The organism is Massilia pinisoli (assembly GCF_024753285.1).
Taxonomy (GTDB): Bacteria; Pseudomonadota; Gammaproteobacteria; order Burkholderiales; family Burkholderiaceae_D; genus Telluria; species Telluria pinisoli.
Genome location: NZ_JANUGW010000004.1, coordinates 312,223 through 338,475, shown reverse-complemented (window position 1 = coordinate 338,475; position 26,253 = coordinate 312,223). Strand labels below are relative to the sequence as shown.

The 26,253-nt window shown below is 66.5% G+C and carries 22 protein-coding genes; 8 read left to right on the top strand and 14 right to left on the bottom strand.

Features of this window, described 5'->3' with window-relative positions; translation table 11 throughout:
• Positions 1 to 216 precede the first annotated feature (216 nt).
• Positions 217 to 1,932, top strand: coding sequence for a methyl-accepting chemotaxis protein (locus NX784_RS07865; protein ID WP_258816097.1), 1,716 nt, complete (start codon positions 217 to 219; stop codon positions 1,930 to 1,932).
• Between the two features lie 99 nt (positions 1,933 to 2,031).
• Positions 2,032 to 2,433 (top strand): PRC-barrel domain-containing protein, encoded by a 402-nt coding sequence (locus NX784_RS07860; protein WP_258816096.1) that lies wholly within the window; start codon positions 2,032 to 2,034, stop codon positions 2,431 to 2,433.
• A gap of 61 nt (positions 2,434 to 2,494) precedes the next feature.
• Here NX784_RS07860 and NX784_RS07855 read toward each other — a convergent pair whose 3' ends face one another.
• Positions 2,495 to 5,722, bottom strand: a complete 3,228-nt coding sequence (locus NX784_RS07855) for an error-prone DNA polymerase (RefSeq protein WP_258816163.1) — start codon at positions 5,720 to 5,722, stop codon at positions 2,495 to 2,497.
• 77 nt (positions 5,723 to 5,799) lie between these two features.
• Here NX784_RS07855 and NX784_RS07850 point away from each other — a divergent pair, with 77 nt between their 5' ends.
• Both NX784_RS07850 and NX784_RS07845 read left to right on the top strand, forming a co-directional pair.
• Positions 5,800 to 6,594 carry a PhzF family phenazine biosynthesis protein gene (locus tag NX784_RS07850; protein ID WP_258816095.1) on the top strand — a complete coding sequence of 265 codons (795 nt, stop codon included), beginning with the start codon at positions 5,800 to 5,802 and terminating at the stop codon, positions 6,592 to 6,594.
• A 103-nt stretch (positions 6,595 to 6,697) separates the two neighbouring features.
• Positions 6,698 to 7,087, top strand: a complete 390-nt coding sequence (locus tag NX784_RS07845) for a VOC family protein (protein ID WP_258816094.1) — start codon at positions 6,698 to 6,700, stop codon at positions 7,085 to 7,087.
• On the opposite strand, the gene NX784_RS07840 is transcribed toward NX784_RS07845, so the two are convergent.
• The gene (locus NX784_RS07840) at positions 7,088 to 7,486 is read right to left on the bottom strand and encodes a VOC family protein (RefSeq protein WP_258816093.1); all 399 of its coding nucleotides are present in this window, start codon (positions 7,484 to 7,486) and stop codon (positions 7,088 to 7,090) included.
• A 93-nt stretch (positions 7,487 to 7,579) separates the two neighbouring features.
• Positions 7,580 to 8,548: a threo-3-hydroxy-L-aspartate ammonia-lyase gene (locus tag NX784_RS07835; protein WP_258816092.1), complete on the bottom strand. Its 969-nt coding sequence runs from the start codon at positions 8,546 to 8,548 to the stop codon at positions 7,580 to 7,582.
• Positions 8,549 to 8,675: 127 nt separating this feature from the next.
• Between NX784_RS07835 and NX784_RS07830 the strand changes: the two genes are divergently transcribed.
• Positions 8,676 to 11,066 (top strand): TonB-dependent receptor plug domain-containing protein, encoded by a 2,391-nt coding sequence (locus NX784_RS07830; RefSeq protein WP_258816091.1) that lies wholly within the window; start codon positions 8,676 to 8,678, stop codon positions 11,064 to 11,066.
• Positions 11,067 to 11,259: 193 nt separating this feature from the next.
• Here NX784_RS07830 and NX784_RS07825 read toward each other — a convergent pair whose 3' ends face one another.
• The 4 genes from NX784_RS07825 to NX784_RS07810 all read right to left on the bottom strand — a co-directional run bounded on the left by NX784_RS07825 (position 11,260) and on the right by NX784_RS07810 (position 15,582).
• The gene (locus tag NX784_RS07825) at positions 11,260 to 12,582 is read right to left on the bottom strand and encodes an ATP-binding protein (protein WP_258816162.1); all 1,323 of its coding nucleotides are present in this window, start codon (positions 12,580 to 12,582) and stop codon (positions 11,260 to 11,262) included.
• A gap of 13 nt (positions 12,583 to 12,595) precedes the next feature.
• Positions 12,596 to 13,258 carry a response regulator gene (locus NX784_RS07820; RefSeq protein WP_166861347.1) on the bottom strand — a complete coding sequence of 221 codons (663 nt, stop codon included), beginning with the start codon at positions 13,256 to 13,258 and terminating at the stop codon, positions 12,596 to 12,598.
• 51 nt (positions 13,259 to 13,309) lie between these two features.
• Positions 13,310 to 14,836 carry a Do family serine endopeptidase gene (locus tag NX784_RS07815; protein WP_258816090.1) on the bottom strand — a complete coding sequence of 509 codons (1,527 nt, stop codon included), beginning with the start codon at positions 14,834 to 14,836 and terminating at the stop codon, positions 13,310 to 13,312.
• Positions 14,837 to 15,105: 269 nt separating this feature from the next.
• Positions 15,106 to 15,582: an Hsp20 family protein gene (locus NX784_RS07810; RefSeq protein WP_166861343.1), complete on the bottom strand. Its 477-nt coding sequence runs from the start codon at positions 15,580 to 15,582 to the stop codon at positions 15,106 to 15,108.
• Positions 15,583 to 15,803: 221 nt separating this feature from the next.
• Here NX784_RS07810 and NX784_RS07805 point away from each other — a divergent pair, with 221 nt between their 5' ends.
• Together NX784_RS07805 and NX784_RS07800 are read left to right on the top strand one after the other, a co-directional pair.
• The gene (locus NX784_RS07805; protein ID WP_258816089.1) at positions 15,804 to 17,702 is read left to right on the top strand and encodes a M61 family metallopeptidase; all 1,899 of its coding nucleotides are present in this window, start codon (positions 15,804 to 15,806) and stop codon (positions 17,700 to 17,702) included.
• Between the two features lie 66 nt (positions 17,703 to 17,768).
• On the top strand, positions 17,769 to 18,569 hold the full coding sequence (locus NX784_RS07800) for a UCP032817 domain-containing protein (RefSeq protein WP_258816088.1): 801 nt from the start codon (positions 17,769 to 17,771) through the stop codon (positions 18,567 to 18,569).
• Positions 18,570 to 18,579: 10 nt separating this feature from the next.
• Here the strand turns inward: NX784_RS07800 and NX784_RS07795 are convergent, their stop codons facing one another.
• From NX784_RS07795 to NX784_RS07770, 6 genes are all read right to left on the bottom strand, one after another.
• On the bottom strand, positions 18,580 to 19,215 hold the full coding sequence (locus tag NX784_RS07795; RefSeq protein WP_258816087.1) for a CatA-like O-acetyltransferase: 636 nt from the start codon (positions 19,213 to 19,215) through the stop codon (positions 18,580 to 18,582).
• On the bottom strand, positions 19,208 to 19,984 hold the full coding sequence (locus NX784_RS07790) for an alpha/beta hydrolase family protein (protein ID WP_258816086.1): 777 nt from the start codon (positions 19,982 to 19,984) through the stop codon (positions 19,208 to 19,210). Before NX784_RS07790 ends, NX784_RS07795 begins: the two co-directional genes overlap by 8 nt.
• 115 nt (positions 19,985 to 20,099) lie before the next feature.
• Positions 20,100 to 21,575, bottom strand: a complete 1,476-nt coding sequence (locus NX784_RS07785; protein ID WP_258816085.1) for a Y-family DNA polymerase — start codon at positions 21,573 to 21,575, stop codon at positions 20,100 to 20,102.
• Positions 21,505 to 22,215: a translesion DNA synthesis-associated protein ImuA gene (imuA, locus tag NX784_RS07780; protein WP_258816084.1), complete on the bottom strand. Its 711-nt coding sequence runs from the start codon at positions 22,213 to 22,215 to the stop codon at positions 21,505 to 21,507. The genes NX784_RS07785 and imuA overlap by 71 nt, the downstream gene beginning before the upstream one ends.
• Before the next feature lie 145 nt (positions 22,216 to 22,360).
• Positions 22,361 to 23,317, bottom strand: coding sequence for an extracellular catalytic domain type 1 short-chain-length polyhydroxyalkanoate depolymerase (locus NX784_RS07775; protein ID WP_258816083.1), 957 nt, complete (start codon positions 23,315 to 23,317; stop codon positions 22,361 to 22,363).
• A 120-nt stretch (positions 23,318 to 23,437) separates the two neighbouring features.
• Positions 23,438 to 24,067, bottom strand: a complete 630-nt coding sequence (locus NX784_RS07770) for a phasin family protein (RefSeq protein ID WP_258816082.1) — start codon at positions 24,065 to 24,067, stop codon at positions 23,438 to 23,440.
• A 374-nt stretch (positions 24,068 to 24,441) separates the two neighbouring features.
• Here NX784_RS07770 and NX784_RS07765 point away from each other — a divergent pair, with 374 nt between their 5' ends.
• Positions 24,442 to 25,629 carry a DesA family fatty acid desaturase gene (locus NX784_RS07765; RefSeq protein WP_258816081.1) on the top strand — a complete coding sequence of 396 codons (1,188 nt, stop codon included), beginning with the start codon at positions 24,442 to 24,444 and terminating at the stop codon, positions 25,627 to 25,629.
• Between the two features lie 233 nt (positions 25,630 to 25,862).
• Here the strand turns inward: NX784_RS07765 and NX784_RS07760 are convergent, their stop codons facing one another.
• Positions 25,863 to 26,177 (bottom strand): hypothetical protein, encoded by a 315-nt coding sequence (locus NX784_RS07760; protein ID WP_258816080.1) that lies wholly within the window; start codon positions 26,175 to 26,177, stop codon positions 25,863 to 25,865.
• Positions 26,178 to 26,253: the final 76 nt, after the last annotated feature.

The window sequence follows — 26,253 nt, the reverse complement described above, 5'->3', positions numbered from 1 at the left end:
ATGCATCAGATTGTCACCTGCGGACAACATTATGGTGATAAGGCGCTAACGTTTCGCGCAAGGCGTTCCAGAAAGTAACAAATTTTTCCCTTCCATAAGTAGAATTCGTAACGGAGACGCTTTTCCGGACCGGATTTCCGGGGGTTGTCAAGTCGTTACGGCAACCATTCCGCCTGCCGGACACAACAAATCACGCTTCACGTAAGGAAGAATCGTATGGGCTTTCTCGCCAACATGAATATTGCGAAACGTCTTGGTGTGGGCTTCGCCCTCGTTCTGGGCCTGACACTCGTCATCGCGGCCGCCTCCGTCTGGCGCCTGAATGCCATCGCGGACGCCACGCGCGCGATGATGGCCGTGCCGCTGGCCAAGGAACGCATGCTCGCCGAATGGCATATGCAGACGTTCGCGGCCGTGCGCCGCACCGCTGCCATCGTCAAGAGCACGGACCCGAGCCTCGTCCAATTCTTCAAGGCCGACGGCGAGAAGACGGCGACCCGGTCGACCGAGCTGGTCAAGCAAATCGAACCCCTGCTCGACAGCCCGGAAGAACACGCCCTCTTCAACCGCATCGTCGAACTGCGCAAGGCCTACACCGATTCCAAGGTCAGGGCCATCAAGGCCAGGGCCAGCGGTGACGCCGAGGCGGCCGAGCGCATCCTGAACCAGGAATACATGCCGACGTCGGACGCTTACGAAGGCAAGCAGGACGAACTCGTCAAGATGCAGCAGGCCAACATCGACGCCATCGCCAAGAAGATCGACACGGCCAACCGCAACAGCGCGCGCATGATCATGGTGCTGGCCGGCGTGGCCGTACTGTTCGGCGCCGTCTGCGCGTGGCTGCTGGCCCGCGCCATCGTCGCCCCGATCCGCCAGGCCGTCGACGTGGCCGAAAAGGTCGCGGCAGGCGACCTCACCCAGCGCATCGAAGCGGTGGGCCAAGGTGAAACGGCCGCCCTGCTGCGCGCGCTGCGCCACATGAACGACGGCCTCGTGGCGATCGTGTCCCAGGTGCGCAGCGGTACCGACACCATCGCCACCGCGTCGGCGGAAATCTCGGCCGGCAATATGGACCTGTCGAGCCGCACCGAACAACAAGCCGGTTCGCTCGGCACGACGGCCAGCACGGTCGAGCAGCTGACGGGCACCGTGCGCCAGAACGCCGACAACGCGCGCCAGGCCAGCCAGCTGTCGATCGCCGCATCGGAAATCGCCACCCAGGGCGGCGCCGTCGTCGACCAGGTCGTGCAGACCATGGGCGCCATCAACGATTCGTCGAAGAAGATCGTCGACATCATCAGCGTCATCGACGGCATCGCATTCCAGACCAACATCCTTGCGCTGAACGCGGCCGTCGAAGCGGCCCGCGCGGGCGAACAGGGCCGCGGCTTCGCCGTCGTGGCGGGCGAGGTGCGCACCTTGGCCCAGCGCTCGGCGGCGGCGGCGAAAGAAATCAAGGAGCTGATCGTGAACTCGGTCAGCAAGGTCGAGGACGGCACGAAGCTCGTCGACCAGGCCGGCACGACGATGAGCGAAGTGGTCGACAGCATCCGCAAGGTGAGCGACATCGTCGCCGAGATCGCCAGCGCAAGCGGCGAGCAGAGCGCCGGCATCGAACAGGTCAACCGCGCCATCGCCGACATGGACTCGTCGACCCAGCACAACGCCGCCCTCGTCGAGGAATCGGCCGCCGCTGCGACGGCCCTGAGCGAGCAGGCCGACAAGCTGGCCGAGGTCGTCAGCCTGTTCCACATTAGCACGGACGCGCAGGCACCTAAAGCGGCACCGAAAGCCGCACCTAAGGCAGCACCGAAAGCCGTGACCAAGGCCGTGCCCGCGCGCGCCGTCGTGGCCGTCGCGCCCCGTGCGTCCGCCGCCAAGCCGGCCCCGCAGGCCGCTCCCGTCGGCGAGGAGTGGGAAACGTTCTGATGCCGCCCGAGCCCGGCCGTACGCGTGCGGCCGGAGCGAATCGCCAGACTCGGTTATTCTTCTGCTTCCGGACAAGAACGCTGCGAGGAGGAGGGGAAAATGTCCTACGAGGAACGCGACGACTACGGCATGTACAAGAACAAGCACGGCAAGGGACCGGGCCCTGAACTGATGGGCGCGAACACCCTGATCGGCGACCACGTCCACAATCTGCAGAACGAGCACCTTGGCGTCATCAAGGAATTCATGGTCGACATGCGCACGGGCGCCATCGCCTACGCGGTGATGTCGTCCAGCCGCTTCCTCGGCCTGGGCGAAAAGCTGTTCGCCGTGCCCTGGCAGGCTCTGACCCTCGACACGCGGCACAAGCGCTTCACGATGGACATTCCGAAGGAGCGCATCGAGAACGCGCCCGGGTTCGACACCGACCACTGGCCCGACATGGCCGATACGCGGTGGATGGGTGCGGTGCACGAGTACTACGGCACACAGCCTGCCTGACAAGGCATGTCGGATCGTTGCAGCGCCGCCCCGTGCGGCGCTTTTCATTTCTGCCCGGCCCCTAGCAAAAATCGCGGCTGCGCGCATCGAGCTTGCCCAGCAGATGCGACATGTCGACGAGGCGCTTGGCCACGAGGTGCCGCACCTCCCCTTCCCTTTGCCACACGCCGTACACGCCCAGCAGCGACGCGTTCAGCACTTCGCGCCGCTGCTGCTCGACGAGCTGCGGCCAGACGATCACGTTGACGTTGCCCGTTTCGTCCTCGATGGTCAGGAACAGCACGCCATTCGCCGTGCCCGGACGCTGGCGCACGGTGACGATGCCGCAGGCGCGCGCCAGCTGGCCGTTCTGGAAATCGTGCAGCACGTCGGCCGGCAGGAAGCGCTTGGCCAGCAGGCGTTCGCGCAGCAGCGCCAGCGGATGGCGGCCCAGCGTGAGGCCCTGCGCGCGGTAGTCGCCGACGATCTCCTCGCCTTCCAGCGGCGCGGGCAGGACCGGCACCTCCTCGACGGGCGCCGTGGGCCGCAGCAAGTCCTTGTCGGGCACGGCCCCCACGGCCTGCCACAAGGCCTGGCGGCGGTGCCCGGCCAGCGCGCCCAGCGCATTGCCGCCGGCCAGCACCTGCAAATCGCCCCGGTCGAGCCCCGCGCGGCGCGCGAGGTCGGCCACGTCGGCGAACGGACGCACCGCGCGCGCCTCCTCGATGCGCCGGGCCGCCTCGTGCTTCATCCCGCGCAGCATGTGCAGGCCCAGGCGCACGGCGGGCTGCGCACGGGGGGCGTCGGCGCGCGCTTCGTCGCGCTCTTCCAGCGTCGATTCCAGGCTGCTTGCCGTGACGTCGACGGGGCGCACCTCGATGCCGTGGCGGCGCGCATCCTGCACGAGCTGGGACGGGCTGTAGAACCCCATCGGCTGGCTGTTCAGCAGCGCGCACAGGAACGCCGCCGGCTCGTGGCACTTGAGCCAGGAACTGGCATACGCGAGCAGCGCGAAGCTGGCCGCGTGCGATTCGGGAAAACCGTATTCGCCGAAGCCCTGGATCTGCTGGAAGATCTGCTGCGCGAACTCGATGTCGTAGCCGTTCTTTTGCATGCCGCCCACGATGCGCTGGTAGTAGTGCTCCAGATTGCCCTTGCGCTTCCACGCGGCCATCGCGCGGCGCAGCTGGTCGGCCTCGCCGGGCGTGAAGTCCGCCGCGAGGATCGCCACCTGCATCACCTGTTCCTGGAAGATCGGCACACCGAGCGTGCGGGCCAGCGCCAGTTTCATTTTCGGGCTCGGATACACGACCTGGTCCCTGGCCTGGCGCCGCTGCAGGTAGGGATGCACCATGCCGCCCTGGATCGGCCCCGGACGCACGATCGCGACCTGGATGACGAGGTCGTAGAATTCGCGCGGCTTCATCCTCGGCAGCATGCTCATCTGCGCACGCGATTCGATCTGGAAGACGCCCACGGTGTCGGCCCGGCAGATCATGTCGTAGGTGGGACGATCGTCGTGCGGGATGTCCTGCAGTTCGAACGGCGTGCCGCGGCGCAGCGCGACGAGCGCGAGGCAGCGGCGCAGCATCGACAGCATGCCCAGCGCCAGCACGTCGACCTTCATGAGGCCCAGTTCCTCGAGGTCGTCCTTGTCCCACTGGATCACGCTGCGGTCCGCCATCGTCGCGTTCTCGACGGGGACGAGGCGCGACAGCTTCCCGCGCGCCATCACGAACCCACCCGGATGCTGCGACAAGTGGCGCGGGAAGCCGAGCAGGCGCTGGGCCAGCGATGCCCATTGCCGCGCCAGCGGCGCTTCCGGATCGAGGCCGCTTTCGGCCAGGCGGTTCAACAGGTCGGCCTTGCCGTCGAACCAGTGGTGCTGCTTGCAGACCTTGTCGACGATGGCGAGGTCGACGCCGAGCGCGCGGCCGCTGTCGCGCAGCGCGCTCCTCGGCCGGTAGCTGATGACGACGGCCGCCAGCGCCGCGCGGGTGCGGCCATATTTCTGATAGATGTACTGGATGACCTCTTCGCGCCGCTGGTGCTCGAAGTCGACGTCGATGTCGGGCGGCTCGTTGCGCTCCCTCGAGATGAAGCGCTCGAACAGCAGGTTGCCCTGGGCCGGATCGACTTCCGTGATGCCCAGGCAGTAGCACACGGCGGAGTTGGCGGCCGAGCCGCGGCCCTGGCACAGGATCGCCTGCGAACGCGCATAACGCACGATGTCGTACACGGTCAGGAAGTAGTGCTCGTAGCGCATCTCGGCGATCAGCGCCAGCTCGTGCTCGATCTGGTCCTGCACCTTGACCGGGACGGTTCCCTTGAAACGCCGCAGCGCGCCAGTCCACGTCTCGGCACGCAGATAGCTCGCGGCCGTGTGCCCGGACGGAACCACCTCGTCCGGGTATTCGTAGCGCAGCTCGTCCAGCGAGAACGTGCACATCTGCGCGATGCGGACCGTTTCGTCCAGCGCCGCCTGCGAATAGATCGCCGCCAGACGGGCGCGCGAACGCAGGTGCTGCTCGGCGTTCGGCGCGAGCCGGTAGCCGCATTCGGCCACCGGCGTGCCGATGCGGATGGCCGTCATCGTGTCCTGCAGGGGCTTGCGCGAACGGACGTGCATCGTCACGTGGCCGCAGGCGACGATGCGCAGCCCGTGCTGCCGCCCCACTTCCTCGACGGTGAAGCGGTGCGCGTCGTCGAACGCGCGGTACAGCAGGTTCATGCCCAGCCACGCGCGGCCAGGGAATGTCTGCGCGACCCACGCCGCCTGCACGTGCAGGCGGTCGACGTCGTCCTGCAGATGCCCCGGATACGCGGGCAGCAGGATCGCCAGGCAGTCCGGCATGCCGCACAGGTGCTCGAGGTCGTCCGGCGGCGCATCGAAGTCGGATGGATGCAGCAGGTAGCTGCCCTTCTCGCTGCGCGTGCGCCCCAGCGTGATCATCTCCGCCAGGTTGCCGTAGCCGTCGCGGTTCTGCGCCAGCAGCACGAGGGACGGTCCGCGCCGCCCGTCCGGATACTGCAGGTGGAAGTGCGCGCCGATGATGAGCGGGAGTTTCGCCCGCTTGGCCTCCGCATGCGCGCGCACGACGCCGGCCAGCGAACACTCGTCCGTCAGCGCCAGCGCCGTGTAACCCAGCTGCACGGCGCGCTCCACCAGCTCTTCCGCGTGGGACGCCCCTTGCAGGAACGAGAAGTTCGACAGACAGAACAGTTCCGCATAGGCAGGCAGCTCATCGTCCGGCTCAAGGTCGGGATCGGTGTCGGGCGACGACGGATGGGGTGGCGGCAAGTTTCGCATGGTCACGTTAAAATGGTTTTTATCATGCAATACTGTATAAAAACACAGTATATACGACGACCCCGACCTGGCCAACCATGCACATACATTCCTTGCGCTGCTTCAGTGCCCGCCCCGGTGCCGGCAACCCCGCCCTCGTCATCGAAGACGGCGCTCAAGACACGACTGCGCGCCTGGCCCTCGCCCGTGCACGCGACACGACCTGCGTCTTCATCGACACGTCTGCCGACGGCCCCCTCGTGGTCGATTACTACTATCCGCACAAGCGCAGCCCCTTGTGCATGCACGCGACGCTGGCCGTGGCGGCCGTGCTGTTCGCGCGCGATCCGAAGGCCCGCACAATCGCCGTGCGCACGGCCGTCGAAGGGCAATCACTGGAACTGGTGCGGGACGACGATGGCGCGCCTGGCGTGTATTTCGTGCGCCTGTCCGCCCAACCGGCGCCCGCGCTCGACGTGACGGTGGATGCTTGCGCGGCGCTGCTGGGCGTGGCGCCGCGGGCGCTGGCCGCGCCGCCGCGCATTGCCTCGATCGGCAGCCCCAAGCTGCTGGCGCAAGTGGCGGACACGGACGTCCTGTACGGCCTCGCGCCCGACCTCGCGCGCATCGCCGCGTGGGGCAAGGACGCGGGCGTGAACGGGATCTATGCGTGGTGCCGCCGGGACGACGGCACGTTCGAAGGCCGCAATTTCAACCATCTCGACCCGGCCCTGGAAGACCGCGCGACGGGCGTGGCGGCCGGCGCGCTGACGGTGCTGCTGGGACGGGGCATCGTGCTGCGCCAGGGCCACGCGACGGGCGACGATTGCCTGATCCGCACGCGCGTGGACGGCGACGCCATCTGCGTCGGTGGCGTGGTGGAAAACGATTGATCGAACAGGTGTGACGGAGCGCGCTTCGTGCCAGAATGGCGGCGGCGCGGCCCCGTACGCTCGTGAACATCCCTCAACCCGCCGCGCAACGAAGGAGATTGCGATGTCGAGAAATGCGGTAGGCTGGTTCGAAATCTATGTCGACGACATGACGCGCGCCCGCGCGTTCTACGAAGCCGTGTTCGAAAAAACGCTGGAGCGCCTCGGCGCGGAAGGCGACGCGGCGACGTCCGACCTGCAGATGTGGGCTTTCCGGGGCGACCCGAACGACGGCGGTGCGGCCGGCTCGCTCGTGCAGATGCCAGGCTTCAAGGCCGGCGGCAACAGCGTCATCGTGTATTTCAGCTGCGCCGACTGCGCCGTCGAAGCGGCGCGCGCCGCGGCAAACGGCGGGCGCATCTTCAAGGACAAGTTCTCGATCGGGCAGTACGGCCACATCGCCCTCGTCCAGGATACCGAGGGCAACATGATCGGCCTGCACTCGATGGACTAGTCAGGCCTGCGGCGCCATCCAGGCCAGTTCCCAGATATGGCCATCGAGGTCTTCGAACCCGTGGCCGTACATGAACCCGTGGTCCTGCGGCGGGCGCGGCGCCCGGCCGCCGGCCGCGACGGCCTTCGCGACGAGGCTGTCGACTTCGTCGCGGCTCTCGCAGCTCAGGCAGACGAGGACTTCCGTCGCTTCCTTCGCCTGCACGAGCGGCTTGTCGACGAACGTCTTGAAGAACGGTTCCGTGAGCAGCATCGCGTAGATGCTGCCGTCCGCGATGACCATGCAGGCGCCGCTCTCGTTCGTGAACTGGGGATTGAACGTGTAGCCCAGCGCCTCGAAGAATGCCTTGGATTTGTTCAGGTCCTTGACGGCCAGATTGACGAAGATCTGCTTGTTCATGATGCCTCCTGAGTGTTGGGTAAGGGTGAAAGTGGATGCCACATCCCTACGACGAGCGGGACATCACCGAATCGACAATCCCTCAAAAAAATTTCAGCCGGCCAAAAAACCGCTCAGCTTCGCCAGGTCGACATTCCCGCCGCTGACGAGGATGCCCACCTTCTTGCCGCGCAGCTCATCCTTCATGCGCCGCGCCGCCGCGAACCCGAGGCAGCCCGTCGGCTCGACGACGATCTTCATGCGCTCGGCGAAGAAGCGCATGCACTGCAGCAGTTCGTCGTCGGTGGCCGTCAGGATGTCGTCGACGTCGCGCCGGATGATGGGGAACGTGAGGTTGCCCAGGTGCTGGGTCTGGGCGCCGTCCGCGATGGTCTGCGGCGTGTCGATATGCACGATCTCGCCCTTGCGGAACGATTGCTGGCCGTCGTTGCCCGCTTCCGGCTCCACGCCGTACAGGCGGCAATCGGGGGACAGCGCGCGCGTGGACAGCGCGGAACCGGACAGCAGGCCGCCGCCGCCCAGGCACACGAAGAAGGCGTCCAACTGGCCGACTTCCTCGAACAATTCCTTCGCGGCCGTGCCCTGCCCCGCGATCACGTCCGGATGGTCGTACGGCGGGATCAGCGTAAGGCCGTGCTGTTGCGCGAGGTCGCGGCCGATCTGCTCGCGGTCCTGCGTGTAGCGGTCGTACTGCACGACGTTGCCGCCGTAGCCGCGCGTGGCGGCGACCTTCGCGGCGGGGGCGTCCTGCGGCATCACGATCGTGGCCGGGATGCCGAGCAGCTTCGCCGACAGCGCGATGGCCTGCGCATGGTTCCCGGACGAGAACGCGACGACGCCGGCACGGCGCTGCTCCGGCGAAAACTTCATCAACGCGTTGTAGGCGCCGCGGAACTTGAACGCACCCATGCGCTGCATGTTCTCGCACTTGAAATAAACCTGGGCGCCGAAGGCCTCGTCGACGGTGCGCGAGGTCAGCACCGGCGTGCGGTTGGCGACGCCGGCGATGCGTCCGGCGGCCTGGACGACATCATCATAGGTGGGGAGCGGGAGCATGCTCATCCTGTTTTCCTTCTGGTTGTCGATGGGTGACCGCATTGTAATCGTTCCCTGTTGTACTTATGAGACGTTCAATGGTTGCTTACATGGAAATTCTTTAATATGCAATTTTTCCCACGGAGCCCACCCCTTGAAACTTACAACGATCCGCCAGTCTGTCCTGCTCGGCCTGTACGGCAGCGCGGCGCTGGCCCTCGCGCCGGCCGCCTTCGCACAAAATGCAACGGGCACCGTCGCTTTGGACAACAACGTCCAGACCGTCAACATCGTCGGCTCGCGCCGCGTCGGCAACACGTCGTCCACCGATACCCCGGTGCCCGTCGACTACATCCCGCTGACGAAGGCCGCCGAGCAAAGCGGCCAGTTCGACCTTGCCCAGACCCTCGCGAACATCTCGCCGTCGTTCAACTCGACGCGCCAGACGGGCGCGGACGGCGCCGACCTGATCGACTCCGCCGCCCTGCGCGGCCTCGGTTCCGACCAGACCCTCGTGCTCGTGAACGGCAAGCGCCGCCACACGACGGCTCTCGTGAACCTGTTCGGCGCGCGCAACCGCGGCAACACGGGTACGGACATGAACGCGCTGCCCACCCTGGCCATCAAGGACGTGCAGGTGCTGCGCGACGGCGCCGCCGCACAGTACGGCTCGGACGCCATCGCCGGCGTCCTCGACATCGAGCTGCGCAAGGACCTGGGCTGCGAGGCCGTGGCCGGCTTCGGCGAATACTCGAAACACGACGGCAAGAACTGGCTGGCGTCCGCGTACTGTGGCGTGGCCGTCGCCGACGGCGTGCTGGGCATCACGGGTGAATACTACGACCGCGGCCGCTCCAACCGCTCCGACCCGGGCAGCCTGCGCATCATCGGCGACACCAAGTCGAAGAACGAGACCGTGTACGTGAACGGCGAATTCCCCGTCGGTCCGGGCAAGCTGTACCTGACGGCCGGCGCCCAGACGCGCGACGCGTCGTCCGCGGCATGGGCGCGCGGCGGCATCGGTTCGGACGACATCCCGTCGCGTAACTCGGCCGCCATGTACCCGGGCGGCTTCGTCCCGTTCATCAACGGCGACATCGACGACCGCTACGGCATCATCGGCTACCGCACCCGCATCGGCGAATGGGCCAGCGATTTCTCGCAGACCTATGGCTACAACCGCATGCGCTACAACATCTCGCACACGCTCAATGCGTCGATCGCGAACCTGGACCTGATCAACGGCGGCAAGGGCGTGAGCCCGTCGCAGTTCGACGCCGGCGGCTTCTCGTTCCGCCAGCTGACCTCCAACGCCGACTTCAGCCGCTTCTACGACGACGTCCTCGGCGGCCTGAACGCCGCATTTGGCTTCGAATACCGCAAGGAGAACTACCAGATCTTCGCGGGCGAGCCGGGTTCGTACAGCGACGCCGACGGCGTGGGCATCGGCGGCAACGCCGGCAGCCAGGGCTTCCCGGGCTTCCAGCCGGGCGACGCCGCCAACCGCGACCGCCACAGCACGGCCGCCTACATCGACTTCGAAGCGGACATCGCCCCGCGCACGAAGCTGCAGGCCGCCGCGCGCCATGAGCATTATTCCGACTTCGGCTCGACGACGACGGGCAAGCTGGCCGCCGCGTTCAAGGCCACGGACGACGTGCTGCTGCGCGCCTCCGCGAGCACGGGCTTCCGCGCGCCGTCGCTGCAGCAGGTCTACTTCTCGTCCACGTTCACGGACTTCGTCGCCGGCGTGCCGACCGACGTCGTGCTCGCACCGAACGGCGGCCGTGTCGCCAACGCGGCGGGCATCCCGAAACTGCACGAGGAAAAATCGAAGAGCTACACGTTGGGCACGACGTGGACGCCGACCAAGAACGTCTCCGTCACGGCCGACCTGTACCGCATCCAGATCGACAACCGCATCGTGCTGTCGGGCCGCTTCGACGCCGACAACTACCCGGCTCTCGGCGCCATCCTGCAGAACCTGGGCGTGGGCCAGGCGCAGTTCTTCGTGAACTCCGTCGACACGCGCACGCAGGGCCTGGACCTGACGGCGTCGCACCGCACGAGCCTCGGCGGCGGCAAGCTGAACACCTACCTCGCCATGAACTTCAGCAAGACCGAAGTGACGGGCGTGCACGCCCCGGCCTCGCTGGTCGGCCACGAAGACGTGCTGCTGTCCGAACGCGAGCGCCTGTTCATCGAACAGGGCGGCCCGCGCCGCAAGGCCACGTTGGACTTCGACTACACGCTCGGCCAGCTGGAAACGGACTTCCGCATCATCCACTACGGCCCGCAGACGCTGGGCACGTTCGATGGCCCGCCGGTGCCGGACCAGTACTACAAGTCGAAGACGTCGGCCGATCTCGCGTTCACGTGGGCGTTCACCGAGAAGACCAAGCTGACCGTCGGCGGCACGAACATCTTCAACGTGCATCCGACCCAGCAGAATCCGGACGAGACGGACAACGGCTTCAAGTACGAGAGCGTGCAGTTCGGCCTGAACGGCGCGGCGTACTTCGCGCGGTTGTCGCACAAGTTCTGATCGCACAGGCACTGTAGGGTGGACGGCTCGCCGTCCACGCGTTCAATCAACGCATGATTGAATGATGTCGTCGTTCATCCCCGATCTGGTTGGACGCGTGGACGGGGAACCCGTCCACCCTACGCCGGAAACATCATTTTCGCTTCGCGCTACGTAGGCTGAGCCCACGCGTAACGCCGACACATCACAAACGTCACATCGGAAAGGTGACCGTCGCTTCCAGCCCACCCAACCGCTTCGATTCGCCCAGCGCCAACGTGGCGCCATGCCGCTCCGCGATCGACTTGATGATGGCGAGACCGAGCCCGCTGCCGGCCGCGTCGCTTCCCGGCACGCGGTAGAAGCGGTCGAACACGCGCTCGCGTTCGGCCGGCGGGATGCCGGGGCCACTGTCCTCCACGGCGACGCGTACGGCGCCATTTTCCACTGTCACCGACACGTCGACCGTGCCGCCGTGCGGCGTGTACTTGATCGCATTGTCGATGAGGTTGCGCAGCAGGATCATCAACGCGTCCGGCTGCCCCTCGATCGCGGCGGCGTCCGCGCGCTGCAGGCCCAGGTCGATGCCCTTGGCGGTGGCGACGCTGGCCAGTTCCGCCACGGCGCGCTTCGCCGCGCCCGCGATGTCGACGTTCTGGCGCGGCGCGCCGCCCGCCATGCTGGCTTCCTGGCGCGCCAGCACGAGCAGCTGCTCGACGAGGCGCGTGGCCCGTTCGATGCCGGCCGTCAGGCGCCCGACGGCGACGCGCTTCGCCTCCGGACTGTCCGAGCGCCCCAGGCTCTGCACCTGCAGCTTCAGCGCGGCGAGCGGCGTGCGCAGCTCGTGCGCGGCGTCGGCCACGAAATGCTGCTGGGCGTCGAACGCCGTGCGCACGCGGCCGAACAGCAGATTCAATTCCTGCACGAGCGGACGCACCTCGTCCGGCAAGCCCGCTTCGGACACGGGCGACAGATCGTCGGCCTGGCGCGACGCCACCTGCTTGCGCACGCGCGCGACGGGTTCGAGCGAACCGCTGACGACCCACCACACGACCAGCATCAGGATCGGCATCATGACGGCGATGGGGCCCAGGGTGCGCAGCGCGAGATTGCTCGCCATGCTGCGCCGCACGGCCAGGTCCTGAGCGACCTGCACGGTCTGGGTGTCGGTCTGGATCGAGAAGATGCGGTACGTCGTGCCGTTCGCGCGCACGTTGGAAAAGCCCAGCACGGCGCGCTGCGGCAGGTGCGCGTGCGAAGCGCTGCGGAACACGCGCACGCCGTCCGGCGACCATACCTGCACGACGAGATCGTCGTTGCCGCTGATCGGGGCGTCGCCGTTCGCGTCGTCGGCGCTCGTCAGCGGCGCGCGCGAGCGCAGCGACAACGCCATCTGCTGCATGTGGTAGTCGAAGATCTGGTCGGCGTCGTTCAGCGCGGTGCGATAGGCGATCGATGCCTGCGCGACGGCCGCGATCGTGATCGCCGCCAGCAGGAACCACAGCAGGCGCCCGCGCAGGGAATGCGTGACCTTCATTTTCATGCGGTCCTCACACCTTCGGGACCATATAACCCACGCCGCGCACGTTCTGGATCAAGTCGCTGCCGAGCTTCTTGCGCAGGCCGTGGATATAGACTTCCACGGCATTGCTGGACACTTCGTCGCGCCAGCTGTACAGCTTTTCCTCGAGCTGGGCGCGCGACAGCACGGCGCCGGGACGCGCGACGAGCGCTTCCAGCACAGCCCATTCGCGCGCCGACAGCACGACGGGCTGGCCGTCGACCAGCACTTCGCGCGTGGCGGGGTTCACGGAGATGTTCTTGTATTCGAACACGGGTTCGGCGCGCCCGGCGGCACGCCGCAGCAGCGCGCGGATGCGCGCCAGCATTTCGTCGAGATCGTAGGGCTTGAGGACGTAGTCGTCCGCGCCGGCATCGAGCCCGGCGATGCGCTGGGCGACGGCGTCACGCGCCGTGGCGACCAGCACCGGCGTGCGGTCCTTGCGCGCGCGCATCGCGCGCAAGACCTCGAGCCCGTCCTTGCGGGGCAGGCCCAGGTCGAGCACGACGAGGTCGTAGTTCTGGTTCTGCATGAGGGCCGTGTCGGCCATCTCGCCGTCCTTGACCCAGTCGACGGCGTAGTGCTCGGCCCGCAGCAGGTCGAGCACCACTTCGCCGATCATCGTATCGTCTTCCACCAGCAGCAGCCGCATTCCATCTCCCGATTTTCACAAACCCTGCCGGTACGACACGACAGTAACGTCTTAGCCGATCCGCACCGGGATGAAGATCTTCTCATCCCCGCGCTGGATCAGCAAGGCCACGGATTTCGAGGACTTGCCCACGACGTCGCGCACCTGCGCCACCGACGTCACCGGCCGACCGTTCACCGCGAGCAGGACGTCGCCCGGCTGCACGCCGGCCGCCTGCGCCGCGCCGCCCGCGTCCTCGATCACGAGGCCCGCCGGCAGTCCGGCCTGCTGGCGTTCCACCGGGTCCAGCGGACGCAGCGAGAGGCCCAGCTTGGCGCCGCTATCCTTGCTGGCCAGGGTGTCGCGACCGATGGGATCTCCCTTGTCGGTCGCATTGGCCAGTGTGGCGTTCAGGTGCATGATCTTGCCGTCGCGCCAGACGTCCAGCCCCAGCTTGTCGCCCGGCTTCGCGACGGACACGATGGCCGACAGATCGCCAGAGGCGACGATGGACTGGCCGTTCACCTTGCGGATCACGTCGCCCGCCTTGAGGCCGGCCTTGTCGGCGGCGCCGCCGCGTTCCACGTTCGCGACGAGCGCGCCGTCCGGCGACTCCAGCTTGAACGAATCGGCGAAGGCCTGGTTCACGTCCTGCATCACGACACCGAGCTTGGCGTGCTGCACCTTGCCGGTGGCGACGATCTGGTCCTTGATGCGCACGGCCACGTCGATCGGGATCGCGAACGACAGGCCCTGGTAGCCGCCCGTCTGGCTGTAGATCTGCGAGTTGATGCCGACCACCTCGCCGCGCGTGTTGAACAGCGGACCGCCCGAGTTACCGGGGTTGACGGCCACGTCGGTCTGGATGAACGGCACCGGATCGTTCGGCAGCGAGCGCCCTTTCGCGCTCACGACGCCGGCCGTCACGCTGCTTTCGAGGCCGTACGGCGAACCGATGGCCAGCACCCATTCGCCGACCTGCAGGTTGCGCGTGTTCCCGATCGGGACGACGGGCAGGTTCTTCGCGTCGATCTTGAGGACGGCGACGTCGGTCTTCGGGTCGGAGCCGAGGACTTTCGCGCGGAATTCGCGGCGGTCCTGCAGCTTGACCGTGACTTCGTCGGCATCGCGCACCACATGCGCGTTGGTGAGGATGACGCCGTCCGGGCTGACGATGAAGCCCGATCCGGCGCCGTAAACGAGTTCGCCGCGGCCGCCGCCGCGCGGTTGCTGCGGCTGGAAGCGGCGGAAGAATTCGAAGAACGGATCGTCCTCGTCGAACTGCGGCATCTGGCGCTGCGACACCTTGGTCGTGCCGACGACGCGGACGTTCACGACGGCCGGGCCGTTGTGCGAGACGATCTGGGTAAAGTCGGGCAATGCCACGCCGACCGGATTGCCCGCCACGGGCGCGGGCGTGGCCGCTACGGGCGCGGGGCTTGCTGCCACGGGCGCGGTGGCCGCTGCGGCGGCTGCAGCCGTGGCGTTATTGTGTTCGACTGCGATCGCGCCCACCGCTCCGCCAATGACACCGGCCACGATCAAGGCCAGCGTGAGACGTTTTGCGGTGATGGCAGTAACGGCACCTTCGTTATGCATTTACGTGCTCCTAGATTGGAAAAAGTGGATTCGAAAACTGCTCTTTTCGTAGGAAGTATATTGGCGCAGCAGTCTTAGACATCCCTTAATTTTCGGGAAGCAGCGGCATCCCGTAGGGTGGACAGCTCCGCTGTCCACGCGTTCGGCGACGTTGAACAAGCCGCGGCAAATCGAACGCGTGTTGAACGCGTGGACGGCAAGCCGTCCACCCTACCGTAAATGCAAAAAGGCGCCGAAGCGCCTTTTTTACGTGTTACGTGACGACGCGATTACGCGGCGTGCTGCTGTTGCTGCGGTTGCTCGAGCACCTGCACGTTGTCGGTGTTGCCGTTGGCGTCCGCGATCGCGATCTTGCGCGGCTTGAACGCTTCCGGCACTTCGCGCACCAGTTCGATGGTCAGGATGCCGTTGTCGAAGCCGGCGCTGACGACCTTCACGTGGTTGGCCAGCTGGAAGCGCTGTTCGAAATCGCGCTGGGCGATGCCGCGGTGCAGGAAGGTGCGCTGCACGTCGTCCTTCTGTTTGCGGCCGGTGACGAGCAGGGTGTCGCGTTCGGACGTGATCTCGATCTCGTTGCGGGTGAAGCCGGCGAGCGCCATCACGATGCGGTATTTGTCTTCCGAAACCAGTTCGATGTTGTACGGCGGGTAGCTCGGCGCGCTTTCGGCGCGTTGCTCGAGCAGGTTCACCAGACGGTCGAAGCCGATTGCGGAGCGATACAGGGGAGACAGGTCAAAAGTACGCATGATTCGATATCCTTTAAAAAGTACAAGCGATAAGTTGCCGGACCTCTCATGAGCATCCGCTGGAACCAATCTAATGGCCCCCTGCCGTGTTTTCAAGCCGTACAAAATATCTTTTTATTGGCCATTTTTAAAATTTCGTTTGGATCGCTGCCCGGCGGAATGCCGGTGTCGCGCGCGGTGCTACACTCGGCCGTTTGCGTCTCTTCCCCAGGTTTTCAGCCATGTCGATCTTCAAGCTCGCTTCCACCGTTTCGGCCACCGCGCTCGCGCTGGCGCTGGCCTTCCCGGCCCGTGCCGACGTACCTGCCCCCGTCGACCAGCCCTACCCCGGCACCATGGTGCTGAACGTCGACGCGACCGACCTGTCGCAGCAGATCTTCCGCATGCACATGACGATCCCGGTGAAGCCCGGCCCCCTCACGCTGCTGTATCCGCAATGGCTGCCCGCGAACCACGGCCCGAACGGCCCGATCACGCAGCTGGCGGGCCTGAAGTTCACGGCGAACGGCAAGCCCGTCGCGTGGACGCGCGATCCGCTGCACGTGTACGCGTTCCACCTGACCGTCCCGGAAGGCGCCACCACCCTGGAAGCGGACTACCAGTACCTGTCGCCGCTGGATACTGGCCAGGGCCGCATCACGATGACGGACGACATCCTGGGCGTGCAGTGGATCTCGACGACCTTGTACCCGGCCGGCTACGTCGCGCGCGGCGTCAACGTGCAGGCGAACCTCAAGCTGCCCGCGGGCTGGCAGTATGCAACGGCGCTGGAGACGGACAACCGCGCCGGCGACGACGTGCATTTCAAGACGAGCGACCTGGAGACCCTGATGGACTCCCCGCTGTTCGCGGGCCGCTACGTCAAGCGCTTCGACCTCGACCCGGGCGCCAAGGTGCGCGTCACGCTGAACGTCTTTGCGGACACGCCGGAAAGCCTGGAAGCGAAGCCCGAGCAGATCGCGCCGCACCGCGCGCTCGTGCAACAAGCGTATAAACTGTATGGTTCGTATCACTACGACCACTACGACTTCCTGCTCGCGCTGTCCGACGAATTCGGCGGCATCGGCCGCGAGCACCACCAGTCCAGCGAGAACGGCATCAAGCCGGGCTATTTCACCGAGTGGGCGAAGGGCGAGGCCGGACGCGAGCTGCTGCCGCACGAGTACACGCACTCGTGGGACGGCAAGTTCCGCCGCCCGGCCGGCCAGAACGTCCCCAACTTCAACACCCCGATGGACAACGAGCTGCTGTGGGTGTACGAGGGCCAGACCCAGTACTGGGGCAACGTGCTGGCCGCGCGTTCCGGCCTCGTCTCGCCCGCGGGCGCGCGCGACGCGCTGGCCGCGAGCGCGGCGCGCTACGACAGCGTGGCCGGACGCGCGTGGCGCACCGTGCAGGACACCGTCTACGATCCGATCATGAACGCGCGCCGCCCGCTCGGCTGGGCGAACTGGCAGCGCAGCGAGGATTACTATGTCGAGGGCATGCTGATCTGGCTGGACGTCGACATGCGCATCCGCGAAATGTCCGGCGACAGGCGCTCGCTGGACGATTTCGCCCGTGCCTTCTACGGCGTGAACAACGGCAGCCACCTGCCCGCGTTCTACACGTTCGACGACGTCGTCGCGACGCTGAACAAGGTGCAGCCGTACGACTGGGCGTCATTCCTGCGCACGAAGCTGGACGGCCACGGCCCGGGTGCCCCGCTGGACGGCCTCGCACGCGCCGGCTGGAAGCTCGTCTACACCGAGACGCCGACGGACTACGTGAAAGGCATGGAGGAACGCAACAAGGCGCTGGACCTGACGTATTCGCTGGGCTTCTCGGTCGCGCAGGACGGCGCCGTGCGCAACGTCGTATGGGACGGCGTGGCATTCCGCGCGGGCCTGGCCGCCAACTCGACCGTCATGGCCGTCAATGATCGCGTCTACAAGCCGGAGTTGCTGAAGGCAGCGATCAAGGAGGCGAAGGATGGCAAGCCCATTCGCCTGCTGATCAAAAAGGGCAGCGTGCTGCGCACGATCGCACTCGACTACCGCGACGGCCTGCGCTACCCGCGCCTGGAGCGCATTCCGGGCACGAAGGACCGGCTGGAGGCGATCTTCGCGGCCCTGCGGTAAGTCATCATCCTGTCATAAAAGCCTGCTAGGTTGAAGGTGCCGACAACAACACGACCAGGAGGCAAAATGGGATGGCTGAACACACTGCGCGCCGCACGGCTGCGGCGCACGTCACCCTGGCAGGCCGCGCTGGCGGACCTGCCGGCGGGACTGGAGAGTTACTGGCGCGCGAGCGCGCCGCGCGAATACGAAGGCATCCGGACGGATGCCTTTTTTTATGTCCGCGCGGCGGAAGGGCTGCTGCGGTTCTTCGACGCGGTCGGAAGCAGCGACCGTCCGTGCGCCCTGCCCTCCGATGCGGCCGACTCGGTGTGGCACGCCTGGCTGCGCTGGAACCCGATCTCGCTGGAGATATTTTGCCGACGCCACTTCGGCACGACGGTGCCGCACGTCGAACGGGCGGCGCTGGCCGACGGCGCCCTCCTCCACACGTTCGCGACCTGCTGCGCGCACGATGGCGTCAAGCCGGGCAGCTTACGCCTGCCCGCGCTGTTCGGCCTCGATGGCGCCTTGCGCATGCCGGGCGGGCACGGATACTGGAACCGGGCCGGCGAGATCCACTATGCGCGGCTGAACGAACGGGGACGCGGCATGTGGCGCGCCACGCCGCATCCCGAGCTCGCGCTGACGGCCTTGTACGCGGCGGGCCTCGTCGACAGTGCACTCCTCGCAGCCCACCTGCGCCGGCGCGACACCGCGACGGATGGCAGTTCCTGCGGCGGCATCGGCGACCTCTCGTTTGGCAGCAGCGACGCCGGCAGCGACAGCGGGAGCGCGAGCCACGGCGGCTGCAGCTGCGGCAGCAATTGCGGCAGCAGTTGCGGTAGTAGCTGTGGCGGCAGCTGCGGTGGCGGTGGCGGCGACTGAACGGCGGGCGTCAGCGGATGATGTCCGCCAGCTCGGCGGCCACCTGGCGGCCCAGCAAGTGGATGTGCCAGCCGTCGACGAAGCCGTGATGGGCTTGCACGGAGAACGGCAGCTGCAGGCCGTCGGGCCCGTCGCGGAAACGGCCCCAGGCCAGCGACGGGATGTCGGGTGTGGCCAGTGACGCCATCGGATGCTGGATCGAGGTGAAATCGAGCCACGGCATGCAGGTGACAAACACCTGGTCCTTCGCGTCGCGCGGCGACATCGTGCGGTATTTGATGTTCAATTCCGTCATGCTTGAGGCCTGCTCCCGCGCCGCCTGGCCGCGCGCGACGAATTCGCGCACGTCGTCGGTCCAGTCGAACTGGGCGAAATTCAGGTCGCCGTGCTGGTTCATCACGGTGAACGACGGCACGAGACGGTCGATGCGAATGACCTCGCCGTCCACGATGCGGTAGCGGAAATTCTCGACCTTCAGCACGGCGCGCAGGACGGCGCACAGCATCACGTGGAACGGTGCCAGCTCCTGCGCCTTGCACCAGGGCCGGAAATCCGGCACGTCGAGCGTGAAGCACAGGTTCACCGCGGGGCTTTCCATGCGGTCGAAGAAGTCGAAGCGGTCGCGCCGCCGTTCGAAGTCACGCATGCGCCGCTCCCGGTCCGAGGTAGCGCGCGCTCCACGCCGAGATGACGCCCGCGACATAGGCCGCGTCCTCGCGCCGGGAAATCAAGTGGTCCATGCCGTCCAGCGACACGAAGCTTTTCGGATGCTGCGCCAGTTCGAAGATGCGGGTGGCGTTGTCCATGCTGACAGTGTCGTCCTGCGGCGCCTGCATCACGAGCAGCGCGCGCCCGAGCGTGGCGATCTTGTCGTGCAGCTGGTGGCTGCCCGCGTCCTCGACGAAATGCTGGCGGATGTTGAAATCGCGCCCCGCGAGCTTCACGCGCGCCTCGCCTTCCCGGGCGATCGTGTCGAGGTGTTCGGACAGCAGCTTGTTCACGACGTAGTGCGGGTCGCTGGGCGCCGCGATCGTCACGACGGCCCGCGCTTCCGGCACGCGCTGGGCCGCCGCCAGCACGGCCGCGCCGCCGAGGCTGTGGCCGATCAGTAGGCGCGGCGCCGCAAAATGATCGCGCAGGTAATCGGCGGCCGTGACGAGGTCCTCGACGTTCGAGGAAAAATTGGTGTCGGCGAAATCGCCATGGCTGGCCCCGAGGCCGGCGAAATCGAAGCGCAGCACGGCCACGCCGTGGCTTGCTAAACCGCGCGCGATGTGCGTGGCGGCCAACACGTCCTTGCTGCAGGTGAAGCAGTGGGCAAAGATGCCGTAGGCGCGCGGGGTGCCGTCGGGGGCGTCCAGCTTGGCGGAGAGTTTGCCGTGCGGGCCGGGGAAGTCGATACGTTCGGTGAGCATGGTGGGTTCTGTATGCGTTCTTGAAAGCGGTGGTGCTGTCATGCGCATTGTGGGACAAGCGGGGAATGTTTGCTTGAAATGCGGGGAATGCGTCATCCGTTGCATAGGAGTCCATTCACCCGAACAGTCCATGCAAGAACCACCTCGGCCCGTCCTCGCCGGTACCGATCCGCTCCCGATACACCCAGTACAGCGCATGATCCTGCCCTTCGGCGATGAAATAGTCGCGCGCTTCCGGACCATCCCACCAGCCGGCTTCGATGCGCTCGGCGCTCGACGCCAGCCGCAACGGCGTGCCGTAGAACGGATAGTGCCCCTTCATCAATAACGCGATGGGACTGGGCAGCAGCCACGTCGGACGCGGCAGGCTCGTCAGGTCGGACGGCAACTGGGCGTTGCGCGCCTTGTCGCTGACTTTCTGCTGGACCGGCACCCAGACATTCGCCTGCTCGGAGCGGTAATCCGCCAGCGGCAGCGGCTGCAGGACGTTTTCCGCACCCAGGCGCGCCGCCAGCAATTCCAGCATGCGCATGCGGTCGTCGTCGCTGCCGCCCGGTTCGGGAAACAGCGACGCGTTCGGCGGCGCCATCGGCCGCACCTGCATGGCTTCCAGCGCGAGGCCGATCACGGGCGCCTCCAGCGCCAGCCGGCCCAGACGTTCCCTGAGCAGGCGGACCAGGTGCTCGTCGCGCCACGTGGGCTCGGCCAGCACGACGTCGACGCACGTCGGTGCGCGCGCCACCCTGCCCCGTTCGTGCTCCAGCTGCAGCACGATGCGCTCCACCGCCAGTTGGCGTGCGCACAGCCAGCCCGTCAACTGCGCCAGCAGGCATTGAGCGCCTGCCAGCAACAGCTCGGCATCGTCGATGCGGTCGTACAGTTCCAGGCGCGCACGGAACGTCTCGGGCGGGGAGATCCACTTGAACAACTCGACCGTCAGGCCATAGGCGGCGTCGAGCTCGTCGAGCAGCGCCCGTCCGCAACGTCGCTGCAGGCCGGGACGCGGCAAGCGGCGCAGGTCGCCCAGCGTGCGGCAGGCGATGCCGTCGAACCAGTCGGCGAACGGACGCGACGCCGGCATCAGCGCCACGGCCAGCCGGTCGAGGCGGCGCAGCAGCGATTCCACCTGCACGACGCGCCCCGCATTCGCGCGCGCCATCAGCCATGCCCCGCGCGCGGTGGGCGCGCATGCGAGCGATGCCGTGAAGCCCAGCGCACGCACGCTCGCATGCACGCGACGGCACAGCGCGCGCACGCCGCCGAACAGGCGCAGGCTGGCGCCCACGTCCAGCAGCAGCGTCGCCTCCTGGCCGTCGGTGACCTGCGGCGTGTACTGCAGCAGGGTCAGCGCCACTGCCCGCAGCGCGTCCGCTTCCAGCGCCGGCGCGCGCACGTGGACGCGGGCGTCGGGCAGCAGCATCACGACGCCGCCGCGGCGCATGCCCGCATGCACGCCTGCATCCAGCGCGGACGGCGAGGCCAGCAGCACGCGCTCCCGTTCGAGCACGACGCTGCCGCTGTCAGTGGACCAGCTCGGTGCGAACACTTCGAGCGGCAACAGGGGCAGGTGCAGTCCGATCCACAGGCGCATGGCGATTGGGCAGGTAGGAAGTCAATGGAAGGAACAGGGTCTTGTCGCGCTGCGGCCCCCGGCGTTTCACGAACGCGATCTCGATGCCACCGGGCTGCGGCCGCAAGGCCAGGCGCAGCGGTGCGGGCGACGCGTCCTGCCTGGCCGCCAGGGGCCGCATCATGAAGAACAGCGTCTCCCCCGCCTGCGCCGCCAGGTGCAGCCGGCGCAGGTGTTCGCCGCGCACGTGGTTTTGCCAGAACAGCAGCGCGCCGCAACTGCCGCTGCGCAGCACCTGCTCGGCCGCCCACAGCGCGTCGGACGTGCTGCCCGTACGCAGCCAGATCAGTTGCGACGGCGGCACCCCGAGCGTGGCCAGCGCCAACACCTGGGGCGGATGTGGCGGCTGCAGCAACACGACGCGCCGCGCCGCGACGGCCGCCAGTGCCGGACGCAGCAGGCGCATCTCGCCGATGCCGGATTGTTGCAGCAGCAGGTCGACGAGGACCCCCGTCGGCCAGCCGCCGCCCGGCAAATGGGTCGACAACGCGAGATGGCCCGTGTCGACGCAGCGCGTATCAGCGCGTGCCAGCTGCGAAGCGAACCAGAGCGACGGGTGCAAGGACTCCGGCGCTGCAGATATTGAACCTGAGCAATTCATGTTTGATGCGAAGAAATACTGTATAAACATACAGTACTATTCTCATCAGGTTTTGGCAAGGTTGATCTTGTTGAATGCCAGAATGTGAACAACGAAACGATCGGGCAGACACAGTCCGCCAGCCACGCGCCGGATCAGGCCGATGCTAGGCCGCGGCCGGATGGCTCATGAAGAAGCGCAGCATTTCCTCGCTGGCATTGGGGCCGCGCATGTCGGTGTAGCTGCCATCCAGATTGCCGCCCGACCACGCGTGGCCGGTGCCGTGCACGGTCCATTGTTCGGCCAGCACGCCGCCGGTTTTTTCCTGGTGAATCCGGCGCGTGAACTTCCGTCCGCCGGTGCAGCCCGTTTCTTCCACGATCACGATGTCGGTACGCTGATCCCGCCTGTGCGCGGCATGGCTGCCGACGGACTGGCGCACCACGCCGCTGCCGTTCCTGCGGTTGACCGTGGCGTCGGCATCGCCGTGGAAGACGATGACCGGCAGGCCGGCGTGGGGGCCGGCCTGCGCCAGTGTGGCGGGGTCGGGGCCGTCCCGCATGGCCTGCATCGCGCCGGCGCTGCTGGTCGCGCTGCCGTGGGCCAGGCCGGAGTGGCAGCCGACCGCGCTGAACAGGTCGGGATAGGTGCGTCCCAGGATGACCGCCATCGCACCGCCCGACGACAGTCCGGCGACCGCGACGCGCCCCGCGTCGACCGCATGTTCGGCCATGATGCGGCGGGTGAGTCCCGCGATCAGCGCCGGCTCGCCCGCGCCGCGCCGGTGGTGGGCCTGGTCGTACCAGTTCCAGCACCGGTTCCAGTGTGCGCCGCAGGACTGCTCGGGATACAGGACCAGACACCGGTACGCCTCGGCCAGCGCGTTCATGCCCGTGCCGCGGGCGAAATCGGCGGCATCCTGTCCACAGCCGTGGAGCATCACGACCAGCGGCATGGGCCCGGTCCCTGCGCCGCTGGGAACGAACAGCCGGTACTGCAGGACACGTTCCTCGTCCTCATGCCGCCCGGACGCGAACGTCCCCGCAGGCGGGGGATCGGCGGCCATGCCGTTCCAGGGCAGCATGGCTAGTGACGACCAGGCGTCGAATACGGTACTGAACATCGGTTGACTCCTCGCTGAGCGGATACTGATACGCGTCTCCTGTAGAAAAAATGCGGCGGCGAGACCGCTTGGTCATCGCCGCCGCAAGAGGGCCCCGCAGGGCCGGGGCATGAAGGAAGATCAGCGCGACTGGGCGTTCTTGTTCACGGCGTGACGGGCCGGGTTGCCCTGCATACTGCCCTGGACGCTGACTTTGCCGGCCGGCCCATCGGCTTCCACGCCGGCCCCCGCCTCGTCACCGCCGCTTTGCAGATTGCCCTGGAACTGTGCGCCAGCCTTGTCGCCGCGCCCACCTTCCTGCTTGAACGGATCGCGGAAATTCTTGATGGCGTCCTCCTGCTGGCGCAGGCTCTTGTCCGTTTCCTCGGTGGCGGCACGGGTCACGTCGTCCGCCAGCGCACGGGCGGTACGGGACGTTTCCTGCACATGTTGTTCGGCGACGCGCGTCAGGTCCACCTGGGTGGAAGCGACCAGTTGCGAGAGGTGCTGCTGATAGGCGCGCAGTTTTTCGCTGGCGGGATGGGCTTGCGCCGCCGCAACCGACACCGCGTCGGTCGGGCGCTCGGCCGTCAGCAAGCGCTGGCCGACGTTGGCGGCTTCCTCGAACAGGGCCTGGCTCAGCTGCATGTTCAGCCGGCCGACCTGCTGGAAGGAGCGCGACACGGCCTGGGAGAATTCATTGAAGAAGGCGATCTGGGCATCGATATGCGAGCGCAGCGAAGGATTGACGGATTGCGGAAATGGATACATGGGGTACCTTTAATAAAGTGAAAAAATAAAGTGAAAAACGTTCGGGGTGCGGCCGCGCCGGATGGAGTGCGTCGTTACGCTTGGCGGCCTGGGCAGAACAGCGCATGCTGTCTGGAAGAGTGGCGATCGCTGAAGATCGCGTGCAAGTCACACACTATGCGCTCTTTTCGATGCACGTGCCGGTAATTTGCGAAAGTATTTTTGTGTATTGGATACCGGCAATTAAGGCTGCCGCTGCAGCGTGATGCCCTCCGCACCGCGGCGCCGGCGCGGTCCGGGTGCGTGCCGCACATCAAGACAGCGACGCGCCGTCCCGATCCCACTACACTGGTGGCGACGGGCAGACCCGTTTCCACATTTTCCCGGGAGTACTCATGAACCACGTTTTGCAGTTGCTCGACGGTGGCATGCTCCAGTGGAATGCCTGGCGGATCATCGGCTACACCTTGCTGGCCACGCACCTGACGATTGTCGCCGTGACCGTCTACCTGCACCGGTGCCAGGCACACCGCGCGCTCGAATTGCACCCCGCGGTGGCCCACGCTTTTCGCTTCTGGTTATGGCTGTCCACCGGCATGGTCACGCGCGAATGGGTGGCGGTCCACCGCAAGCATCACGCGCACTGCGACAAGGAAGGCGACCCGCACAGCCCGGGATTGTTCGGCATCAGGCAGGTCCTGTTCCAGGGCGCGGAATTGTATCGGCGCGAAACGCGCGTCCCGGGGACGCTGCAGCGTTACGGCGCAGGCACCCCGGACGACTGGCTGGAGCGCCATGTCTACTCGCGTTATACGTGGCAAGGGACCGGCCTCCTGCTCGTGGCGGACGTGCTGATGTTCGGCGCGATCGGTGCGAGCGTCTGGGGCGTGCAGATGCTGTGGATTCCCGTGTGCGCCGCAGGCATCATCAACGGCCTCGGCCATTACCGCGGCTACCGCAACTTCGATGGCCCGCATGCCGCCACCAATATCGTGCCTGTCGGCCTTCTCATCGGCGGTGAGGAACTGCACAATAACCACCATACGTTCCCGACGTCGGCCAAGTTGTCCGCGCGCTGGTTCGAACTCGATATCGGCTGGTGCTATATCCGTCTGCTCCAGGCGCTCGGCCTGGCGCGCGTCCGCGCGGTCGTGCCCATTCCTCCCTCGGTAAAACGCCATCTGCCGCTGACCGAACGGACCGTTGCCGGCGTCGGCGACTACCGCCACCATCTCATGCGCAGCTTTGGCGTCATGACGGTGCGCGCCTTGCGGGAAGAACTCCGGTGCGGATCCGGCAGCCGCCTCGGTCCGCGCTCGCGCCGCCAGGCCGAGCGCCTGCTGCGTCGCGAGCCGGCCTATCTGTCCAGCGCCGAAAAGCATGCGCTGGCCACCTTGTTCAGCCAGCACGAGTGGCTGGGCCACGTGCAACGCATGCGCGAAGAGCTGAGCCAACTGTGGGAATGGAAATTGGCGCCACCGCAGGAACTGCTCGCCTACCTGGTCGACTGGTGCGACCGGGCCGAACGGTCCGGCATACAGGTGCTCCGCAATGTCGCACGTGAACTGCATGCCTATGGCTGACGGCCCCCGCCGGGCGCGACCGTCCGGGCCGCGGCATGGCGCCGACGGCCCAGGGGCGCGGTTTTTGCAGCGGGATCACTGCAGGCGCTTTTTCTCTTCCTTTTTTATTTTCTTGTCCGCCTTTTTTTCCTTTGCCGTCTTGGCCGGTTCTTTCTTTCCGGATTTCTTTGCGTCCTGACTTTTACTCATTTTATTTCTCCCTTAGCGATGGATGAGAACGACGACGCTTGTGGTCAATGGATCGAGCATCCACGCAGCGACGGCAATGGTTGAACTGCAACAGCAACGTCGCCTTCCGGATCCTCCTCCGTTTTCCACTGAATCCAGGCCAGCACTTCGGCGATACTGCACAACCCGCTGTGCAAAGCCGCACGAGTTTCGTAATATCCTGCGTGTTCCTGATTGTCGCGCATGGGCACGACGGCCGGCGAATGGCCCAATGTGCGGATTTTCGTTTCCAGTTCTTCCAGATCGTACGTCAGCGCGGCGTGGAGCACTTCCATGGCCGCCACCGCATCATCCATATCGTAGAATTTTCCATCATTCATTGCGGTTCTGTTTCCAGCCTTATGGTTGTGTTGGGATGAACGGCCCGGACTATCGTTCGCCCTTCCATGTGGACGG

Coding starts and splice junctions, on each gene's coding strand:
- NX784_RS07865 (WP_258816097.1), top strand. CDS start 217: ATGGGCTTTCTCGCCAACATGAATATTGCGAAACGTCTTGGTGTGGGC.
- NX784_RS07860 (WP_258816096.1), top strand. CDS start 2,032: ATGTCCTACGAGGAACGCGACGACTACGGCATGTACAAGAACAAGCAC.
- NX784_RS07855 (WP_258816163.1), bottom strand. CDS start 5,722: ATGCGAAACTTGCCGCCACCCCATCCGTCGTCGCCCGACACCGATCCC.
- NX784_RS07850 (WP_258816095.1), top strand. CDS start 5,800: ATGCACATACATTCCTTGCGCTGCTTCAGTGCCCGCCCCGGTGCCGGC.
- NX784_RS07845 (WP_258816094.1), top strand. CDS start 6,698: ATGTCGAGAAATGCGGTAGGCTGGTTCGAAATCTATGTCGACGACATG.
- NX784_RS07840 (WP_258816093.1), bottom strand. CDS start 7,486: ATGAACAAGCAGATCTTCGTCAATCTGGCCGTCAAGGACCTGAACAAA.
- NX784_RS07835 (WP_258816092.1), bottom strand. CDS start 8,548: ATGAGCATGCTCCCGCTCCCCACCTATGATGATGTCGTCCAGGCCGCC.
- NX784_RS07825 (WP_258816162.1), bottom strand. CDS start 12,582: ATGAAGGTCACGCATTCCCTGCGCGGGCGCCTGCTGTGGTTCCTGCTG.
- NX784_RS07820 (WP_166861347.1), bottom strand. CDS start 13,258: ATGCGGCTGCTGCTGGTGGAAGACGATACGATGATCGGCGAAGTGGTG.
- NX784_RS07815 (WP_258816090.1), bottom strand. CDS start 14,836: ATGCATAACGAAGGTGCCGTTACTGCCATCACCGCAAAACGTCTCACG.
- NX784_RS07810 (WP_166861343.1), bottom strand. CDS start 15,582: ATGCGTACTTTTGACCTGTCTCCCCTGTATCGCTCCGCAATCGGCTTC.
- NX784_RS07805 (WP_258816089.1), top strand. CDS start 15,804: ATGTCGATCTTCAAGCTCGCTTCCACCGTTTCGGCCACCGCGCTCGCG.
- NX784_RS07800 (WP_258816088.1), top strand. CDS start 17,769: ATGGGATGGCTGAACACACTGCGCGCCGCACGGCTGCGGCGCACGTCA.
- NX784_RS07795 (WP_258816087.1), bottom strand. CDS start 19,215: ATGCGTGACTTCGAACGGCGGCGCGACCGCTTCGACTTCTTCGACCGC.
- NX784_RS07790 (WP_258816086.1), bottom strand. CDS start 19,984: ATGCTCACCGAACGTATCGACTTCCCCGGCCCGCACGGCAAACTCTCC.
- NX784_RS07785 (WP_258816085.1), bottom strand. CDS start 21,575: ATGCGCCTGTGGATCGGACTGCACCTGCCCCTGTTGCCGCTCGAAGTG.
- imuA (WP_258816084.1), bottom strand. CDS start 22,215: ATGAATTGCTCAGGTTCAATATCTGCAGCGCCGGAGTCCTTGCACCCG.
- NX784_RS07775 (WP_258816083.1), bottom strand. CDS start 23,317: ATGTTCAGTACCGTATTCGACGCCTGGTCGTCACTAGCCATGCTGCCC.
- NX784_RS07770 (WP_258816082.1), bottom strand. CDS start 24,067: ATGTATCCATTTCCGCAATCCGTCAATCCTTCGCTGCGCTCGCATATC.
- NX784_RS07765 (WP_258816081.1), top strand. CDS start 24,442: ATGAACCACGTTTTGCAGTTGCTCGACGGTGGCATGCTCCAGTGGAAT.
- NX784_RS07760 (WP_258816080.1), bottom strand. CDS start 26,177: ATGAATGATGGAAAATTCTACGATATGGATGATGCGGTGGCGGCCATG.